This is a genomic window from Arthrobacter livingstonensis (assembly GCF_003219815.1).
Lineage (GTDB): Bacteria > Actinomycetota > Actinomycetes > Actinomycetales > Micrococcaceae > Specibacter > Specibacter livingstonensis.
Genome location: NZ_QJVD01000045.1, coordinates 2,317 through 16,800 on the forward strand (window position 1 = coordinate 2,317; position 14,484 = coordinate 16,800).

Annotated in this window: 12 protein-coding genes and 2 pseudogenes; 12 read left to right on the top strand and 2 right to left on the bottom strand. The window is 61.8% G+C overall.

The window, feature by feature from the left end; all coding sequences use genetic code 11:
* From CVV68_RS21435 to CVV68_RS21450, 4 genes are all read left to right on the top strand, one after another.
* A partial coding sequence (locus CVV68_RS21435) for a hypothetical protein (protein WP_170133295.1) occupies positions 1–641 on the top strand: 641 nt, incomplete at its 5' end.
* A gap of 79 nt (positions 642–720) precedes the next feature.
* Positions 721–1,071 carry a phosphotransferase-like protein gene (locus tag CVV68_RS21440; protein WP_281268321.1) on the top strand — a complete coding sequence of 117 codons (351 nt, stop codon included), beginning with the start codon at positions 721–723 and terminating at the stop codon, positions 1,069–1,071.
* A gap of 359 nt (positions 1,072–1,430) precedes the next feature.
* Positions 1,431–1,826, top strand: coding sequence for a DUF805 domain-containing protein (locus CVV68_RS21445; protein WP_110503027.1), 396 nt, complete (start codon positions 1,431–1,433; stop codon positions 1,824–1,826).
* A 243-nt stretch (positions 1,827–2,069) separates the two neighbouring features.
* On the top strand, positions 2,070–2,747 hold the full coding sequence (locus CVV68_RS21450) for a GOLPH3/VPS74 family protein (RefSeq protein WP_110503028.1): 678 nt from the start codon (positions 2,070–2,072) through the stop codon (positions 2,745–2,747).
* 509 nt (positions 2,748–3,256) lie between these two features.
* Here the strand turns inward: CVV68_RS21450 and CVV68_RS21460 are convergent.
* Both CVV68_RS21460 and CVV68_RS21465 read right to left on the bottom strand, forming a co-directional pair.
* A pseudogene (locus CVV68_RS21460) lies at positions 3,257–4,357 on the bottom strand (IS110 family RNA-guided transposase).
* Between the two features lie 442 nt (positions 4,358–4,799).
* Positions 4,800–5,111, bottom strand: a complete 312-nt coding sequence (locus CVV68_RS21465; protein WP_110503029.1) for a hypothetical protein — start codon at positions 5,109–5,111, stop codon at positions 4,800–4,802.
* 1,167 nt (positions 5,112–6,278) lie between these two features.
* On the opposite strand from CVV68_RS21465, the gene CVV68_RS21470 reads away from it, so the two are divergent.
* From CVV68_RS21470 to CVV68_RS24440, 8 genes and pseudogenes are all read left to right on the top strand, one after another.
* Positions 6,279–6,764, top strand: a complete 486-nt coding sequence (locus CVV68_RS21470) for an NADH-quinone oxidoreductase subunit B family protein (protein WP_110503030.1) — start codon at positions 6,279–6,281, stop codon at positions 6,762–6,764.
* Positions 6,764–8,779 carry a proton-conducting transporter transmembrane domain-containing protein gene (locus CVV68_RS21475; RefSeq protein WP_211320954.1) on the top strand — a complete coding sequence of 672 codons (2,016 nt, stop codon included), beginning with the start codon at positions 6,764–6,766 and terminating at the stop codon, positions 8,777–8,779. The genes CVV68_RS21470 and CVV68_RS21475 overlap by 1 nt, the downstream gene beginning before the upstream one ends.
* A 14-nt stretch (positions 8,780–8,793) precedes the next feature.
* A complete protein-coding gene (locus CVV68_RS21480; protein ID WP_245933716.1) occupies positions 8,794–9,723 on the top strand; it encodes a respiratory chain complex I subunit 1 family protein in 930 nt (309 codons plus the stop codon).
* A gap of 9 nt (positions 9,724–9,732) precedes the next feature.
* Positions 9,733–10,392 carry a hypothetical protein gene (locus CVV68_RS21485; protein WP_110503033.1) on the top strand — a complete coding sequence of 220 codons (660 nt, stop codon included), beginning with the start codon at positions 9,733–9,735 and terminating at the stop codon, positions 10,390–10,392.
* The gene (locus CVV68_RS21490) at positions 10,392–11,837 is read left to right on the top strand and encodes a proton-conducting transporter transmembrane domain-containing protein (protein WP_110503034.1); all 1,446 of its coding nucleotides are present in this window, start codon (positions 10,392–10,394) and stop codon (positions 11,835–11,837) included. The genes CVV68_RS21485 and CVV68_RS21490 overlap by 1 nt, the downstream gene beginning before the upstream one ends.
* Positions 11,837–13,342, top strand: coding sequence for a hydrogenase large subunit (locus CVV68_RS21495; RefSeq protein ID WP_110503035.1), 1,506 nt, complete (start codon positions 11,837–11,839; stop codon positions 13,340–13,342). Before CVV68_RS21490 ends, CVV68_RS21495 begins: the two co-directional genes overlap by 1 nt.
* A gap of 236 nt (positions 13,343–13,578) precedes the next feature.
* The gene (locus tag CVV68_RS21500; protein WP_110503036.1) at positions 13,579–13,962 is read left to right on the top strand and encodes an ArsR/SmtB family transcription factor; all 384 of its coding nucleotides are present in this window, start codon (positions 13,579–13,581) and stop codon (positions 13,960–13,962) included.
* A gap of 310 nt (positions 13,963–14,272) precedes the next feature.
* Positions 14,273–14,407: pseudogene (locus tag CVV68_RS24440) on the top strand (NADP-dependent isocitrate dehydrogenase); the annotation flags it as partial.
* Positions 14,408–14,484 lie beyond the last annotated feature (77 nt).

The window sequence follows — 14,484 nt, forward strand, 5'->3', positions numbered from 1 at the left end:
TGTACATCCGTCCCGGTGCGTCCTGGGTGGACAATGACCTGACGAATTTCTCGAGCGGTGTCCCGGCGGTGGGGGGCAGCGCCTTGGATGGGTATTGGGGGAGCGACAGCAGCCAGCACGTGAACTACTTCTCGGTGGACGGGCATGTGCACGAGTTGTACATCCGTCCCGGTGCGTCCTGGGTGGACAATGACCTGACGAATTTCTCGAGCGGTGTCCCGGCCGTGCCGGGCAGCGCCTTGGACGGGTATTGGGGGAGCGACAGCAGCCAGCACGTGAACTACTTCTCGGCGGACGGGCACGTGCACGAACTGTACATCCGTCCCGGTGCGTCCTGGGTGGACAATGACCTGACGAATTTCTCGAGCGGTGTCCCGGCGGTGGGGGGCAGCGCCTTGGATGGGTATTGGGGGAGCGACAGCAGCCAGCACGTGAACTACTTCTCGGTGGACGGGCATGTGCACGAGTTGTACATCCGTCCCGGTGCGTCCTGGGTGGACAATGACCTGACGAATTTCTCGAGCGGTGTCCCGGCCGTGCCGGGCAGCGCCTTGGACGGGTATTGGGGGAGCGACAGCAGCCAGCACGTGAACTACTTCTCGGCGGACGGGCACGTGCACGAACTTTACATCCACCCGTAACTGCGGGCAGTGTCGGAGGTGTTTCACGGCCCACGGGCCGAAGCGGCCCCAGGCCACCAGGACGGCACCATCACTTTCAGTGCTGGCCTTGGAACGCAGTTGGCACACCGGACTCAGGAGTATGGCCCGCGCAGGGGCCCCCGTGATTCTCGATGAGGTTCCTCTGTCATGGGGAGCGGGACAGGAGCGTCTGCGGTCAGCCTTCAACGATGTGGAGCTGATTTGGGTGGCCGCGCGCGGCGACCCGGGCGTCGCCATATTTCGCGAGGCACGACGCGTCGACCGTGTGGAAGGGCTGGCGCGACAGCCAGCCCTAAGCGTGCGCGGCGGAGTTGCTTACGACGTCGAGGTCTACGCCACGCATAGCTCGACGGAAGGGTACGCACGCGACATGGCGCGCCAGCTCTCGCTTGATGCTTTCGTCAGCTAAGGGATCGGCCTACGGTCACGCGGGAAATGTTCATCTCCCCGACTGGCCGGTACACTCACCGCAGGCTCTGGACCATGAACCGCTCCGAGGAAGACAAACCTGCGCGAGCGTAGGACGTGACGCCCGCTCGCTCCCCTGCACGGTGATCCTCTCGGCACCGAAATCCCCGGCTGCCGTCAACGTCGAATCGATCAGGCGTGCGCCGATGCCGCGCTGCGCGCAGCCGGTTCCATGAAGACGCACTGCAGTTCTGCGGACACACGCTCCAAATCTCGGGGGGGTCGGGACTCAGTCGAAGAGGGCTAGATTGCCATTCGGTTGATCTGATCGTGGTTCGAGTCGCTGTAGGGTTGTCGAACATGACATTCTTCGAGTCGATCAGGACCGTTTTTCGCAAGTATGCAGAATTCAATGGCCGTGCCGGACGATCTGAATTCTGGTGGTTTGCCCTGTTCAGTGCGTTGGTGAGCTCGGCCCTGTATGCACTGACGTTGCCGGCAGCCGGGCGCCAGTTCGAGTTCAACGCCACCGCCGTCTCCGCATCCACTTTTGTCAGTTTCGCTGCTGTGTGGGGAATCGTCGTGCTATTGCCGAGCCTCGCCGTCAGCGTCCGCCGCCTGCGAGACACCGGACGTGAGTGGACCCATCTGTTCTGGATATTGCTTCCCTTCGCGGGGGTCATTGTCTTGATCGTGCTTTTGGCCCGGACAAGCAGTGCGTTCACAGAGCCGCAAGTGGAGGTGCCCGGGGCTTGACAACCCCTGTAGCCGGCAACTGATCTCGCCCTGTGGACGACTTTGCTCGGTTTTGATCAATGGTCTGACAGGCAGTTGGGTCGAACGACCGGGGACTGGAGCCGTCACGCGAACCAGTAAGCTCCGCAATTGGAATCGGCATACGATGACTGGGGCCGGCTGCAGCCGGGCTGTTTAGGCAGAGCATTTTACCGGGCCTCGGTCGGCTGCGCGCGCCAACGCCGTGTGGGGCAGACTGGGGTGATGATCCCATTGCTGCTGGCCGAAGAGATTTTCCTGCTTTCCCATGACGACGGCACAGGCAAAGGCAGCGGCACACTCTCCCTGGATAACGGGCTCGCCGGGGCCCTGCTGCTCGATCTGGCTTCGGAGGAGCTTGTTGTCTCCGTTGGCAAGACGCTGGTCGCCGTGGCCGGAACCGCTTCGCATCCGCTGCTGGCTTCCGCCCACGCCGAGCTGCTGCACAGCGACAAGCCGCGTACCGCGCAGCATTGGGTGAACCGGCTGCCCACCGCACTCAAGCCTCTCGCTTCGCAAGTGGGCCAGTCCCTTGCCCAGCAGGGGGTGCTCACCGAGCAGCACGCCAAGGTGCTTGGACTGTTCCGGACGACCAGGTGGCCCGAGGTGGACCCCACCCCCGAACGCGACCTGCGTGATCGGTTGCGCGATGTCCTCGTCCAAAACGAGGAACCCGACCCCCGCACCGCTCTGCTCATTTCACTGCTAACACCGCTGGGGCTGGTGAGAGGACTCACCGACACCGAACACCGCAAGCATGCCGGGGCCCGGGCCAAGTCCATCGCCCAATCCGGCGCGACCGCCACGACCACTTCCGCCGCAGTCGCGGATTCGGTCCAAGCTGCACAGGCGGCCATCATGGTCGCGATGATCATCCCGGTGATCATCCCAATAACAAGTTGACAGCCGCCTGGCATGGGCTACTTCGGCCCGGCGGACTACGCGTGCGGCGAGTGCGGGTGAAATCACCTATCACTTGGTGATTCGGGGCGGCACTCATGCCCTGTGACTCGCCACGGCGTCCACGGTGATCGCAACCTGTCCAAGCTTTTTGTGTGGCCAAGTTTTGAAAAATACAGGTTGCGCATCGATCGCGCTGCCCGTCGAAGTGTCACGGCCGCCGACACCACAGCCGCGCGATCGATCCCGCGACCAAGCCGAGTCCAGCGCCTATACCGATGCCTAATGCGATGCCGGATACGCCAGCACTAGTGACTCCGATCGCGATCCCTGCCAATGCCCCCACACTGATGCCAAGGCCAGGGAACGACTCACTGAAACTTCGGTTGTCTCGGCTGCTTCCGTCCTCGTCGGTCATGGACCAACCATACATGCGGTGATGGGCGCTTTGTGAGGCGACCTGCAATGGCGCCGTATCTCCAACTTGAACCACGAGGACTCTTCTATGTTTGTCAAGCCGCATTTTGAAACTCCTTTCTTTTAACCGAGGCATTCAGGATCCGGAAGACACGACGGGCCAGATAGCGTTTGATGCAGCGGCGGATTTCTTTGTCGTTCATGCCGTGAGCGCGGCGTTTTTTCACCGTACTGACGAGTATCTTCATGATGGGTCATCCGGGTGATCGCAGCCAGGTGCAATGCGCTGTTCAGCGCCCTGTCAGCGCCCTGTCACCGCCTCTGCTGAGCCGGTGCCGGGTCGTGTTACCCGAGGATGCGGGGATGGGGTTTACTCCGGCTAGGCACGCGAACGCGGCCTCATCACGGACCCGTCCTTCGTGAGACCATGCCACGAGGCACTTCGCAGCCGTCCCTGCCCCGAATCCCTTCTCCTCGAGCAGCGGGGCTGCCTCGCTGACCTTGAGTCGACCATCCAACTGCGTCTCGTTGGATTTGAGCTGCTCGTACAGGTCCAGAATGTGCTTAGCGAGCCGAATTGCCTCAGCCCTGCCGATCGATAAAGAGAGCTCTTCGTCACGCTCGCGCCACCGGCTGATCTCCTCGATCTGGGTGGAAGTGAGCTTCTTGCGGGCATCAACGCCCAAGTCGTTGCTGCGCACCAAGGCGTTTAGTGCGTTGACCGAGCGGGTGCGGTCCTTGGCCATCGAATTCCGGGCGGTGACCAGTATTCGTAAACCCTGCCGGATCCCTTCGTTCAAGCGGGGACGGCGCAGTTTCTCCACTGCTAGCGGCAGGGTGGCCAGGGCGATGCGATGTGCGTCCATACGGTCGGATTTGCCGACCCCGCGGTTCTTCTTGGCGTCCATGCGCGGCGCTTCAGCGACCGGGTAGCCGTGGGTGGCCACGGTGCCGGCGAGGATCGCCCCGTAGGAGGCGGCGCCTTCGATGACCCAGAGGGTCTCTGCATCGGCGTTGGTGCGGCGGGCGACCCATTTAATGGCTCGATTGATACCGGCTGCGGTGGTGGGGAATGCCTGCATATCCAGCAACGCACCCTTGGTAGCGTCAACGATCGCGAAGACATGGTTGCGTACGTGCACGTCAACACCCACGACAAATGGGTGAGAATGCGCGACGATAGACAAAGCGGTCACCGGACTTTCCCTATTGTGTTGGACATGGTTCTGCTGGCCGTCACCGGCCGGTACCAGCCCGGGTATGGGTCACGACGGAACAGCGGTGTGACGAGTCACGCCCGAGGGGTGGACAATCTTCTAATCAAGCTACCGAAGTGGGCCGGACTGGTACTGTCCGAGCACCCATAATTGGACAAGTCCTAGAAAGGACACCGAGCGGGCCAGGTGCGTGGAGAGTCACAATCACGGGGTAGAACGGCTAGTACCAATCCTGCCAGCCAGTCCCAGACCAGCTACAAACAAGTCTCACAGTGAGTGTGTCTGTAGTGGTTTGAGGGGCTGCGTGGTGATGTAGGGAAGATCGTGGCCAAGGTGTTGTCGAGCGCGTTATTTGACGATGGCGGCGTCGCCTTGGATGCTGATGGGATTGGTGGGTTTGGTCGTCATGGTGACGGGCGTTTCAGGGCACGGCAAAGCACGGTCTGGCCACATTTTTAGGTGCGAGCGGTGGGCTCAGCAGGTTACCTCGCGTGAAGAGCCCGGTCAGGACCCAGGGAGACAGGTCGGGGCCTACGCGGTGGCGGTGGGCCAGTGCGGCACCGGCCAACACATTCAGGCTCCAGCCGAGCAGGCTTGGCCACTGTTTGGGTCGGACCAGGATGTCGGCGTTGAGGCGGAACGCGCGCTGCACCGCCTGCTCGTACAGCCACTGGACGTGCATTTCCGGCACCCGGCGCAACCAGCGGCGCACTGTCGAGAGGGGCCGGCCCATTGGGCGGCGATCGTCCGGTACCCGCCGCCGGCAGCCTTGGCCGGCAGCGCGGTCCCGATGACTTGGAGGGTGTCGGCCCGCGGGCGGACAACGCGGCTGGCAACAGTACCTGGGTGCGTCCGCAGCCGGCGCAGCGGGCGCGCCGTGGCTGCTTCGTTAGCAGCTCATTGCCCAGGCCCCCTGCGATGCGCGTGCGGGCATGTCCGTGGGGGCGCAGCTGCGCCGAACAAGCCGGGCGAGGTATTTCGCCTGCCTGCCATGCCGCCTCGGTCCGCTCGGGGCCGGCCACGATCATCATCGTGCCCGCTCCTGTCCCTCTGCTCACAGCTCATGTCAATGACTCGTGTCTACCATGCCAGCAGCTGGGAAGGGGCCACTTCGTGTGGATCATTGACCACCCGGAACGGATAGTCCACTTCACCACTGGCCGGCCGGACAGAATCACCTTGACGAGATGGCCGCAGCGAGGATCGCGCGCCAAACAGAGTGTCAGGTCTGGTCGTCACGCTGACGCCGCCAACGAGCGCTGGACCACGGCAGTTCCATCGCCACCCACCATGACCAATGCATCCCCAGACAATGCGACGCATAACACTTTCCCTCGGGCCTCGATCGGGAACCTCAGGCGTCGTGGCAGATCGTCCTCCTTCGCCGCGATTTCAGGGTCCTTGAGGCAGTCGCCCCATCCCGGGAGGCTTTCGTCCAGTGCAAAGATTCACTCATGACCCCGAGTCGAAGGACAGCCTTGTAAAACTATATGCTAAATTCATCATATAGCCATGTCAGTAAATGCTGTCCTCGTCGAAGACGTAAATTGTCTACTTTACCGGGGGTGGTGCGTGTCACCAGTGCCGACGGCAGTGGCCCGTCCGGGAACTCATGAGAACATCGGAAGAACAGTGAGTGGTCGTTTTTTTCAAGGCGTTTCAAATAGCGCGGGTCGCGCTGAATCGGTGCCTGAGGTCACTTTCGGTGGGGGCTGGCAGCGGGGCCTGGTTGGAATGGGCTTGCTGCCGGTTTAGGCCGCGGGCGGCGGACGGGCTGGGGACGGGCGGAGGACTCGATGAGCAATACCGACAAAGCGCGGGAAAAGGGTGATCTGGTGCAAGCAGCAGGGGCCTGGCGCACGATAGTGCCTTTTGTGCCCGCGCAGTCCTTTGGAGTGGCGTGAGTCTCGGACGGCTGGCACGATTGATCATCCGCAGCGGTCGGGCCGCGGAGCCTGCCGCGCCCGCACCGGCATTGCTTGAGGGTGCTGGCGTCTTCGGTGGAAGCGTGCAGGTCCGGTTTATCAACGTCGGCGGGTGCAACGATTGCGCCATGGAGGTGGCGAGTGCTTTCGGGCCAGTGTATGACGTGGAGCGTTATGGTGTCCGTCTGGTGGCTTCCCCCCGGCATGCTGACGTTCTGCTGATTACAGGTGCGGTGACGCAGAACATGGTTCAGCCTTTGCTGCGGACGTTGGACGCGACGCCGTTTCCACGTTTCGTCATCGCGGTGGGGGATTGTGCGATCACCGGGGGCGTATTTTCAGGGGGCTATGGGATTGCCGGGTTGGTGTCTGACTTTGTTAATATCGATCTCGAAGTCCCTGGCACCCCACCCGAACCGGACCAAATCGTGCAGGCGTTGCGCAGGATGACGGGACGATGATGGGCATCGGAGCAGGGCTGCTGGTTCAATTGGTGGTGGCGTTGATGGCCGTGATAGTGGCGGTTGTCGTTCCCGCCTTGTGGAGGGCCCGACTGGGTGGGCCACTGTGCGTGTTAGTCTCCGCTGCAGGTTGCGTCACTGGGGTCCTGGCCATGTCGGGTGAGCTGGGCGGCCTGGTGGTGCCCCTGGCATTGCCTGTGGACGCGCTTCAGTTTTCGCCCGACCGGCTCGGTGGCCTGTTTATGGTGGTTGTCTCCGGGGTTGGCGTCTTGGTGTCCCTGTACGGGATGGGGTCAGTGCGCGGCCCGGGGGCTTCACGTACTTCGTGGGCCGCGTTGCCCGTCTTTTTAGTGGGAATGCAGCTGGTATCCGCGTCAGCGGACACCCTGTCATTTCTGCTTGCCTGGGAGGTCATGACGCTCGCCTCGACGGTGTTGCTACTGGCCAATCATTCCAACCGCGCCACGGTTGCTTCGGCAACAATTTGGTACTCGGTGATGTCGCAACTGAGCTTCTTCTTCATTCTTGCAGGCTTCGCTGTCTTGGCGGCTGTTTCCGGGAGCACAGGGTTTGCCGCGATGGCCACTGTCCCACCGGGGTCGTGGGAAGCCAGCGTGGCCTTTGTCCTGTTAATACTTGGTTTCGCGGGTAAGGCGGAGCTTGTGCCACTGCATGTGTGGGTTCCCAAAATGCTGCCGGAAGCGCCCAGCCATGTCGCTGCGGCGATGAGCGGTGCCATGGTCAAGATCGGCGTGTACGGGGCCTTGGTTGTCTGCGTCCGGCTACTCCCCGGCGGCCCCCCCTGGTGGGGCGTCCTCGTCATGATCTTGGGCGGGGTATCGGCACTCTACGGGATCCTCCAGGCCTCGGTCTCCAGTAATCTCAAGGTGCTGCTTGCCTACTCCACCACGGAAAACATGGGCCTGGCCTTTTTGGGGGTGGGTGCGTCGATGCTTCTGCGCAGCTATGCCGCCGTGCCGGCGGCCGATGCAGCCTTGTTGGCTTCCTTACTCCTCGTTGTCAGCCATGCCGCGTTTAAGACCACACTCTTCCTCGGGGCAGGGGCCGTGGACCATGCAACCGGAGAGATGGACCTTGACCGCCTCGGTGGACTTGGGCGGCGGCTGCCCTTGACCGCAGCCACGTTCGGGGTGGCCAGTCTCGGGGCAGCTGCCTTGCCCATCACCTCAGGATTTGTTGCCGAGTGGATGTTGCTGCAGGCCCTGATCCATGGTTCCCGGATCGAGGGAAACGTTGTCTCCGTAGCGGCATCGGTCGCGATGCCGATGGCCGTGGCGGTTGTTGCCCTGACCGCGGGGCTGGCCCTGCTTACCTTCGTGAAAGGGTATGGGATCGCATTCCTTGCCCGTCCCCGGTCTGCCGCGGCGAGCTCTGCACAGGAAGTTCCACCGGCCATGCATGTGTCGCTAGTGGCGGGCGCACTGTCCGTTGTTGTCCTTGGGCTGCTTCCCGGACCTTTGGCAGCGGTCATCGCTTCCTGCGTGGGGCCCGATATCGTACCTCATGTGCGTTCCGTCGGGTTGGCGGGGGTGGAGCTGCCTGGCATTGGGGTGTTGCTGGATCCCGTCACGTTTCTCTTGTTGACTGTCCTGGTGGCTGTGCCCGTCATGGTGGCCGTCGTGGTCTCTGCCCGCCGCCACCGCCCACGCAGGTCTGCACTTCCCTGGGGCGGTGGCGGGTCACGTGCGAGGCCGCGGATGCAGTACACGGCAACTTCTTACGCGGAGCCGCTGGTCCGGGTCTTCGATGATGTGCTCAAACCCTCACGCGATGTTCAGGTCACCCATGTGGGCGAGTCCCGCTATCTGGTTGAACGTGTCGAAGTGGAACAGCGTGTTTCCGATGTCTTCGAAAGCCGCCTGTACCGCCCTGTTCTCAATGTTGCCCAGCGCTTTGGCGTCCTTGCCCGACAGGCACAAAACGGCAGTATCCACCGGTATTTGGGCTATTCCTTTATCGCTTTTCTGACGGTGCTGATTGTAGTGTCCTTTTGATTGGGGCGGCGATAGTGGTTGCCCTCGTGCAGGTCGTCCTCTTTGTTGCCGTGGCCCCTGTGCTTGTCGGTGTTATCCGGCAGGTAAAGGCCAGGTTGGAAGGAAGGGCGGGCGCAGGGATCTGGCAGCCGTGGCGGGACCTGCGGAAACTGTTGCGTAAGGACCCGGTCCGTGCGCAAGACAGCAGCTGGATGCTCCGTGCCGGCCCCGTGGCCTTATTGGTCTCGAGCCTCGTGTTGTGCGTGCTGCTGCCCTTGGTGGGTACGCTCCCCGTGCCGTTGATCCCCAGCGACCTGTTCGTCATTGTCGCCGTGATGCTGGTCGGAGTGGTGGCCCTGGCCTTGGTTGGGTTGGATGCCGGCACCGCGTTTGGAGGAATGGGATCCAGCCGGCATATGACCGTGGCCGCCCTCGTCGAGCCCACACTTCTGCTCTCGGTGTATGCCTTGTCTGTCCCGGCCGGGTCATCCACCCTGGCCTTAATTGTTCAGACGCGCCTGTTCTCGCCGGCGATCATCATTTCCCCGGTCAGCCTGCTTGCCTTGGTCGCCTTGTCGATTGCCGTCATGGCCGAGACGGGACGACTTCCGGTGGACAATCCGTCAACGCACCTTGAAGTGACCATGCTGCATGAGGCCATGGTCCTGGAGGCTTCCGGCAGGGACCTGGCGTGGCTTGAATTGGGGTCCTGGCTCAAACTGGCTGCGTTGTTGGGCCTGTTGAGCAACCTGATGGTCCCCTGGGGTGTGCTTACCGATTTTAGCCTCCCCGGCGTGGCCTTCGGGGTCGTCACCGTGGTGGTGAAGGTTCTGCTCTTGGGGGTTGTGCTCAGCGTGGGGGAAACCTTCCTTGCCAAGGTCCGCCTGTTCCGGGTTCCCGAGTTGCTCGCCGGCTCATTTACCCTTGCCTTCCTTGCCGTCACCGCCTCCTACCTCGTCGCTTAGGAACACATCATGGTTGAAACCGTCTACCCACAGTTGATTGGCCTGTTTGCCGGCGGACTTCTGCTCACGTCCGTCCTGATGGTCTGGCGGCATTCACTGTTGGCCTCGATACGACTGCTGGCCACGCAGGGAATAATATTGGCGGCCCTGGTGGCCACGATCGGCATGCACGAAGGCGAGGCTGAACTGTTGGTCGTCTCCGGTTTGGTCTTGGTAGTAAAAGGCGTGGCACTGCCGTGGGTGCTGGCCCGCCAATCCAGGGCAACGACGCATATGGCCGATGAGTCCCCGCGCTTGAATCCGACAGCGGCACTGTTGGCTGTCGCATTGCTGACGATCCTCAGTTATGCCGTCAGTAGCCGCCTGGCCGGTCTTAATGCAAGCATTCCGGCCCATGCCGCACCCATTGGGCTGGCGATGGTGCTGGTCGGGTTCCTTTTGCTGGTCACACGCCGCCGTGCCCGTTCGCAACTGGTTGGTTTCCTTTTGCTCGATAACGGCATCGCCACCATCGCGTTTCTGACATCGGGTGGTGTTCCACTTCTTCTGGAACTGGGGGTCTCCCTGGACGTGCTGCTGGTGGTGCTGATCCTGTATGCCTTCGCAGGCCGGATGAGCAACAAATTTGGCAATACCGATATTGACCAGTTGAGAGAGCTGCACGACTGATGGCATTCGCACTATGGACCCCCTTGATCATCCCCGCCTTCCTCGCCGGGCTCAGCCTCACCAACGGCTTTTCGCGCTTTCGCAGATTCAGCGGGGTTACGGCCAGTGCGGTCGTTCTGCTCTCAGGGCTGCTCCTGGTCACGGCGGCCCTGCAGGACCAGGTTCCGAGCAGTGCGGGCGGGGTACTTCGCGCCGACGCGTTGTCTGCCTACATGCTCACTGTGGTGGGCGCCGTCGGGCTGGTGTCCACCTGGGGTGGCCTCGGCGCCAACACCGCAGGCCACGGCAAATATGCTGGTTCCTACGACGCGCTTGTCCCGGTATTCCTAGCCGCCATGTCCATGGCTGTTCTGGCCGATAACATCGGTCTCATGTGGGCCTCGGTAGAGGCCACCACCATCGCCACAGCCTTCCTCGTGGGCCACCACCGCACCCGCAAATCATTGGAAGCCGCCTGGAAATATGTGATCCTCGGCTCCGTTGGTGTCGCCATAGCATTGCTGGGCATCGTGTTGATCTATGCCGCTTCCAGGGGGGCAGGGGAGCCTACGCTCTCCTGGCTCAGCCTCAGCCAAACCAACCTTCCCCTTGACCCGGCCCTGATCAAGGCCGGCGGTGCCCTGGCTGTCCTGGGATTCGCCACCAAGGCAGGCCTTGCCCCCATGCACAGCTGGCTGCCCGATGCGCACAGCCAGGCCCCGGCACCAGTTTCGGGCCTCATGTCAGGTGTACTGCTTTCGGTCGCACTATATGCGATATTACGCATCCAGAGCATCACTGACGCGGTCATCGGACCGGAGTTCCTGCGCACCATGCTCAGTATTGGCGGGCTGCTCTCCCTTGCCGTCGCCGCATCGCTGCTGATCCGGCAACGGGACTACAAAAGAATGCTGGCCTACTCCAGCATCGAACACATGGGCCTCATGGCCATCGGGGCAGCCATCGGCCCGGCGGCCATGCCAGCGGTCCTTCTGTACATTCTCGGCCACGGCCTGACCAAGGCCACGCTCTTCGTCATCTCAGGCCGCATCCTCGCCGTTGAAGGGACCCCGGTCATTGCTGATGTCCGAGCCCTGCTTGTCCGGCAGCCAGGGCTCGCCATCCCCTGGCTGATAGCCATGGCAGCCCTTCTGGGGTTTCCGCCCTCCAGCATTTTCTTTTCTGAAGTGGGCATCATTATGGCCGGGTGGGCAGCCGGCATGGGCACCGTTGTGGCTGCAGCGCTAGTGCTACTGCTCGTCATCTTCGCCGCCCTGACCAGACTGACGATCGCCATGACGTTCGGATCCCCGCCCAGTCCTGTGGCAAGACCAAGCTATTCCCCTCACGGGCCACTGCTACCCCTGGTTCTGGCCTTGGGGACAACGGCAACGGTCGCATTTATCGGCGAACCTGTCGGAGCCTTGCTGATACGCGCCGCCGCGGTTCTTGGAGGAGCATCTTGATGACCAACGGTTCCTTTACACCCCGGAATCACCCCGAAGTCCGCGCACTGGACCGCAGCAGGCTTCGGGACGAGGCAGCCGTCCTGCTGGGGGAAGGATACCGGCTGGCGCTGGTCGCCTGCCATGAGGACAAAGACCAGCTTCGCATTGTCTACGCCTTCACTGCCGGCAACGCCCGCCGGCCCGTAGAACTTGTAGTGCCGGTGCCCCGAGGTGATTCCTGGGTTCCCAGCGTGGCCGCTCTGTCGTACCCGGCAGGAAACTTCGAACGAGAAATGCGCGACCTCTACGGTGTCCGCCCCGATGGGCATCCCCAACCGTTCCGGCTGGTCCGCCATGGCCATTGGCCCCGCGGGTGGTACCCCATGCTTCACAGCGCAGAGCCCCGACCAGCCTTGAACCCGGACATCGAGTCTTTCCCTTTTGTAGAGGTCGAAGGCCCCGGGGTTTATGAGATCGCCGTCGGCCCCATTCATGCCGGGATCATCGAACCTGGCCACTTCCGGTTCTCTGTTGTCGGAGAAACGATCCTCCGGATGGAAGCCCGGCAATGGTATATGCACCGCGGTGTCGAAAAACTCTTCCAGGGCCGCCGTGCCCAAGAGGGAATCGAACTCGCCGAGCAGATTTCCGGTGACACAGCGGTCGGGCACACTCTGGCGTTTCTCATGGCAGTGGAGTCCGCCGCAGGGATTGAGGTGTCCGCCCCCGACCGTCTGCTGCGCGCGATGCTGCTGGAAATGGAACGCATGTACAACCACGTCACCGATCTTGGCTCCCTCGCCAACGACACGGGCTTGAGCATTATTGACGCCCACGCCCAACGGCTGCGGGAGAGACTCCTGCGGATCAACAAAACCGTGACCGGACACCGCTTCCTGCGCGGGGCACTGACGGTAGGTGGAACAAGGATCCAGGGACTGCCCGACCCGGCAGAACTTCACGGAATCGCCAGGGACGTTGCCGAACTAGTGACGCTCACACTGGGCCACTCCATCGTCCGGGACCGGTTTACCGGGACGGCAACCCTCCCCACCCCACAGGCAAGGGCCATCGGAGCCCTTGGATATGTTGCGCGCGCATCAGGCATGGCGTGCGACGCCCGCCAGGATCATCCCTTCGCCGATCTGGGCAAGGCATTCCGCGTTGTCACCGAAACAAGCGGGGACGTCCTTGGCAGGTATCGGGTCCGGGCACAGGAATACGCTGTCTCAACCGCCGTGGTGGGCGAGCTCATTGGCCGACTCGGGCGCCATCGAGGCAATGGCGTGCACACGGACCCGACCGGGCCAGGAGACGGGATGGCGCTCATCGAGGGCTGGCGGGGCAGCATCACCCACCGAGTCGAACTAGGCCCCGGCGGAGTGCTGACCCGGGTCAAAATTGTCGATCCATCATTTTTCAACTGGCCGGCACTGCCCCTGGCCCTAGCCGAAACAATCGTCCCGGATTTTCCGCTAGCAAACAAGAGCTTCAACCAGTCATATGCAGGCAACGACCTCTAACCCCTCAAGCAGAGACGACATTCATCCGCCAGGCAGGGACCCTCGCACCACACATACAAGGACTCTCCACAAGTCCTCGACTGCCACCACCCCCGAACAGGACCAAATACAATGCCACAGAGTCCGTTGAGGCATCCCGGTGTCGTTCCCCTCCTATGGGAGACAGTTCACATCCGCCACCCTTTGATGATAAATTCATCAAATAGTCAATTAATCAATATCAGCGGAGAGGTGCCATGTCCGAGCCCACAGATTTTCGTGCCCCGTTATACGAAGTGAAAGCGAGCCTGTTCAAAGGTCTTGCGCATCCTGTGAGGATCCGGACATTGGAACTACTCGCCCAAGCCCCGGAAGTCTCCGTGACCGATCTCTTGGCCGAGACGGGACTGGAAGCCTCGCACCTTTCACAGCACTTGTCGGTCCTGCGTCGTTGCCATCTCGTCACGTCTGAACGCCGGGGACTGCAAATGTTCTATGCCTTGGCCTATCCCCAGATCAATGGCTTGCTCTCCGTGTCTCGTGAGCTGCTGCAAGGCATTTTGCGTACGGCCCGGGAACAACTCGGGCAGTCGCCCGGCAGCCTGTCCGTAAATCCAGCCGGCGCTTCCCTCCCAAGATGAACCATCCAGGCCTCAAGCCTGCCCTCGATCTACGCCTGCGTTGGATTCACCCGGACTCGTCGCACGATGAGAACAAGGCCTGGGCCTCATCATCTGCGGCGAAATGAGATCTGCCTCCAAATATTCAGAACCGACACCCGATTGTTCCGGGCTTGCGCTAAAGGAAGATCCACTAAAGAACACGCCGCCGGCAGCGACACCAAAACACCCTGGGACAGCCCTACTCAAGGCAGCGCTGGACGCTGACGGCTGCTCCATCAAGATAGACAGGTTGTGATGATCTGTCACGTCCATCCACTTAGGAGAAATGATGTCTGAAAAGAAAATTTTGGTTCTCGGCCCTGTCGTCGAACTCGACGGGGACGAGATGACCAGAATCCTATGGCGCTTCATTAAGGAACGCTTGATTCTTCCCTACCTGGACGTGGACCTAAAATACTATGATTGAGGTGTACTAATGATGTGAGACAGTTCCTGAAAGGATTGTTCCCATGTCTTCTCGACCAACCTACTCTGATGAGT

Coding starts and splice junctions, on each gene's coding strand:
- CVV68_RS21445 (WP_110503027.1), top strand. CDS start 1,431: ATGACATTCTTCGAGTCGATCAGGACCGTTTTTCGCAAGTATGCAGAA.
- CVV68_RS21450 (WP_110503028.1), top strand. CDS start 2,070: ATGATCCCATTGCTGCTGGCCGAAGAGATTTTCCTGCTTTCCCATGAC.
- CVV68_RS21465 (WP_110503029.1), bottom strand. CDS start 5,111: ATGGGCCGGCCCCTCTCGACAGTGCGCCGCTGGTTGCGCCGGGTGCCG.
- CVV68_RS21475 (WP_211320954.1), top strand. CDS start 6,764: ATGGGCATCGGAGCAGGGCTGCTGGTTCAATTGGTGGTGGCGTTGATG.
- CVV68_RS21485 (WP_110503033.1), top strand. CDS start 9,733: ATGGTTGAAACCGTCTACCCACAGTTGATTGGCCTGTTTGCCGGCGGA.
- CVV68_RS21490 (WP_110503034.1), top strand. CDS start 10,392: ATGGCATTCGCACTATGGACCCCCTTGATCATCCCCGCCTTCCTCGCC.
- CVV68_RS21495 (WP_110503035.1), top strand. CDS start 11,837: ATGACCAACGGTTCCTTTACACCCCGGAATCACCCCGAAGTCCGCGCA.
- CVV68_RS21500 (WP_110503036.1), top strand. CDS start 13,579: ATGTCCGAGCCCACAGATTTTCGTGCCCCGTTATACGAAGTGAAAGCG.